Source organism: Promicromonospora kroppenstedtii DSM 19349 (genome assembly GCF_000515355.1).
Taxonomy (GTDB): Bacteria; Actinomycetota; Actinomycetes; order Actinomycetales; family Cellulomonadaceae; genus Promicromonospora; species Promicromonospora kroppenstedtii.
The window spans coordinates 24,917-28,630 of sequence record NZ_KI911670.1 but is presented as its reverse complement, the minus strand read 5'-3'; the positions used below and the strand labels follow the sequence as shown (position 1 = coordinate 28,630).

Annotated in this window: 3 protein-coding genes and 1 pseudogene; all 4 read right to left on the bottom strand. The window is 72.9% G+C overall.

From position 1 onward, the window contains the following. Window positions 1-189, bottom strand: a pseudogene (locus tag PROKR_RS34865) (23S rRNA (guanosine(2251)-2'-O)-methyltransferase RlmB); the annotation flags it as partial. A gap of 34 nt (window positions 190-223) precedes the next feature. After that, window positions 224-1,651, bottom strand: coding sequence for a cysteine--tRNA ligase (gene cysS, locus PROKR_RS13505; protein WP_036964076.1), 1,428 nt, complete (start codon window positions 1,649-1,651; stop codon window positions 224-226). A 19-nt stretch (window positions 1,652-1,670) separates the two neighbouring features. Beyond that, on the bottom strand, window positions 1,671-2,951 hold the full coding sequence (locus PROKR_RS13500; protein ID WP_211240131.1) for a low temperature requirement protein A: 1,281 nt from the start codon (window positions 2,949-2,951) through the stop codon (window positions 1,671-1,673). 33 nt (window positions 2,952-2,984) lie between these two features. Continuing rightward, the coding region (locus tag PROKR_RS13495) for an alanine racemase (protein WP_036964074.1) at window positions 2,985-3,714 on the bottom strand (730 nt) is incomplete at its 5' end.

Here is a 3,714-nt window from a genome sequence, read left to right as displayed (position 1 = left end):
CCCCGTGGCGGCGCGCTTCTCCGCCGCGACCTTGCGCTGGTGCGCCGGGTGGTAGGTGCGGTCCTCCGCCTTGGGCGTCGGGCCCTTGCCGCGCAGCGCCTTGCGGCTGTGCCCGCCGGTGCCGACCTGCGCACCCTTCTTGGAGCCGGCCTTGCGCACCGCACCGGCGCGCTTGGAGTTGCCTGCCATCTTTTGTATCTCGTCTCTCAGCCGGGGTGTCAGATCAGGAGAGGGCCCAGCGGGCCCCGTCGGCGGAGTCCTGGACCTCGATCCCGGCGGCCGCGAGGCGGTCCCGGATCGCGTCGGAGGTGGCCCAGTCCTTCGCGGCCCGCGCCTCCGCGCGGGCCTTCAGCTCGGCCGCCACCAGCCCGTCGAGGGCGGTCGCGTACCGGTCGTCGCCCGACGTCGACCACTGCGGGTCGGCCGGGTCCAGGCCCAGCACGTCCAGCATCGCACGCATCGTCACCAGCTCGTCGCGGACGGCGGCGTCGCTCCCCGAGGCGAGGGCCGTGTTGCCGGCCCGCAGGTGCTCGTGCACGACGGCGAGCGCCTGCGGCACGTTCAGGTCGTCGTCCATCGCGGCGGCGAACGCCTCGGGGACCTCCGCCTTGGCGACCTCCTCGACCGGGACGTCGCCCACCCGCTCCGAGGCACGCGTCACGAAGCCGGACAGGCGCTCCCACGTGGTGCGGGCCTCGTCCAGGGTGTCGGGCCCCCACTCGAGCATCGACCGGTACTGCACGGCCACCAGGGCGTAGCGGACGACGGGGGCGGGCGCCTGGGCCAGCAGCTCGCTGACCAGCAGCCCGTTGCCCAGGGACTTCGACATCTTGACGCCGGACTGCGTGACCCACGCGACGTGCATCCAGCGCTGCGCGAACCCGTAGCCCGCGGCCCGCGACTGCGCTTGCTCGTTCTCGTGGTGCGGGAACCGCAGGTCGAGGCCGCCGCCGTGGATGTCGAACGTCTCGCCCAGGTAGCGGCGGGCCATCGCGGAGCACTCCAGGTGCCAGCCCGGCCGGCCGCGGCCGAACGGGGTGTCCCACGACGCCGACTCGGGCTCGCCGGGCTTGGGAGCCTTCCACAGCGCGAAGTCGTGCGGGTTCTTCTTGGCCGCGGCGGCGGTCCCTGCCGTGGCCTCGGCGCCCTCCTCGGGGCTGAGGTCCTCGACCCGCTGTCGGGTCAGCTCGCCGTAGGCGGGCCACGAGTGGACGTCGAACCAGACGTTGCCCTCGCCGGTGGCGTAGGCGTTGCCCTTCTCGACCAGACGCTCCATGAGCGCGATCATCTCGGGCACGCTGCCGGTGGCCCGCGGCTCGTAGGTGGGCGGGATGACGCCGAGCGCGTCGTACGCCTCGGTGAACACGCGCTCGTACAGCGCGGCGTGCGCCCACCACTCCCGGCCGGCGGCGGCCGCCTTGGCCAGCACCTTGTCGTCGATGTCGGTGACGTTGCGGATCAGGGTGACCTTCAGGCCCCGCCGGGTGAGCCAGCGCCGCAGCACGTCGAACGCGATGACGGGGCGCAGATGGCCTACGTGAGGGGGTGCCTGCACGGTGGCGCCACACAGGTAGATACCGACCTCGCCCGGGGTGATGGGGTCGAAGTCGCGCACCTCGCGCGCAGCGGTGTCAAACAGGCGAATAGTCACCTGTCAAGGGTACCGGCGCTCAGGCACCCTTTTCCTGCCCGAGTTCCTGATCGGGCCCCTCCCCGAGCAGCCGGGCCACGTGCCGGTGCCCGCGCGCCTCGTACCCGACGACCGAGATCGCCGGCGCGAGCATCACCAGGAGCAGGGCCCATGCCATGCCGACGCCCGCCGCCGCGGCGCCGACCGCCACGGCGAGCATCGCGACCGTGCCGAGCACCAGGTACAGGTGCAGCGGGCTGACCGCCCGGCTGAGGATCCAGAACTGGACGTAGTCGGCCACCACGAACACCAGCACCGGCACGGCGACCGCCAGCACCGTCCCGAGTGCGCCGAGGTGCGAGTGCCCCTCCAGGTAGTAGCCGGCCACGTGCAGCCCGGCCCCTACGCCGGCCAGCGCCGCGAAGACCAGGATGTTGCCGTAGCCCCAGGTGAACGACCGCTCCCGGTGCCGGTGCAGCAGCTCGGCGTCAGGCGTGAGGTAGTACGTCCACCAGAGGCCGAACGTGAGGCCCGTGCCCGCGAGCGCCACGAGAGCGGCGTCGAGCGTCCACCCCGAGTGCTCGACGACGGCGGACAGCGACGCCACGGTGCCGATGACGCCCTCGCCGAGCGTGATGATGGCGAGCAGCCCGTAGCGCTCCGCCATGTGGTGGGCGTGCCACGGCGTGCTCTTCTGGCCGGGGCCGGCCGTGCGGTACCGCTCGGCGACGTACGGTCCCGCCATCTCGGCGGTCCCGAGCAGCACGCCGCCCACGAAGAAGACCGGGACCGTCACGGGGGCGACCGCCAGCACGAGCCACCCGATCTGCGTGATGACCAGCGTGCGCACGTACGACATGCAGGTGGCGCGGTACTCGGGCGCCTGCCGGGCCGCGCGCAGCCACTGCACGAGCATGGCCAGCCGCATCACGATGTACCCGGCGACCATGACCTCGTTGTGCACACGGTCGCCCTCGTCGAGCGACCGGAACATCTCGGGCAGCCCGAGCGCAAGGACCACGACGCCGATCATCTGCACCATCGTGGTGACGCGATAGAACCAGTCGTCGGTGTCGAACGCCGAGGCGAACCAGGTGAAGTTGATCCACGCCCAGCAGATGGCGAACATCGAGAACGCGAACCCGACGATGCCGGACACGGCGTGCCCCTCGGCCAGCAGGTGCGCGCCCTGTTCGCCGGCCACCCCGAACGCGACCACGAACGTGAGGTCGAACAGCAGCTCCAGCGGGGTCGCCGTGCGCGCCGGCTCGTGGGGGTCACGCCCCGTCATCGGCCGGGTGCGGTGGTGCAGTGTGGGCATGGGCTTGTTCTACCCGATCCCGTGCCGGCGGGCCTAGCCGAAGTTGCGGCCCTCGCCCCGGTACGTCGGCACGGTCTCGGTGATCTCGCTGCCCCGCACGAGGTGCACCTGGTCGAACCGCTCCATCATCTCGCCGGCCTTCGCGTGCCGTAGCCAGACCCGGTCCCCGGTGCGGAGCGTGCCGCCACCCGCCCGGGTCGCCTTGAGCGGCGTCTGCACCTCGCCCGCGCCCTCGGTCCCGCTGAGCGTGTAGCCGGGCGTGAACAGGCGCGGCAGCCGCAGCTTGCCGGCCTGGCCCGACGCCGCGTAGCCGCCTGCGAACGCCGTCACCCAGCCAGGGGCGGGCTCGCGGACCACGTCCAGGCCGAAGAACGCCGCCGGCCGCGCCTCGAACGAGCGGTAGCCGTCGAACAGCCCGGGTGCGAACAGCCCGGACCCGGAGGTCACCTCGGTCACTCCGGGCGCGCTGCCGCTCACCTCGATCGACCCTGTCCCGCCCGCGTTGACCAGCGCCACCTCGTGCCCGACGGCGTCGCGCACCGCCGCGAGGATCCGCACCCGGCGCTCGTTCACCTCGCGCATCGTGAGCCGTTTGACGACCCGGACCGCGGGGCTGGTGTCCGGCAGGCCGGCCACCTGGGCCTCGTAGAACATCAGGCCGCGCACCGCGAGGCCCTTGGCCTGGGCCACTGTCGCCAGGGCGGCGACGTCGCCGGGCTCGCGCAGCGGCGAGCGGCGGACGCCCAGGTGCGCCACGAGCGGC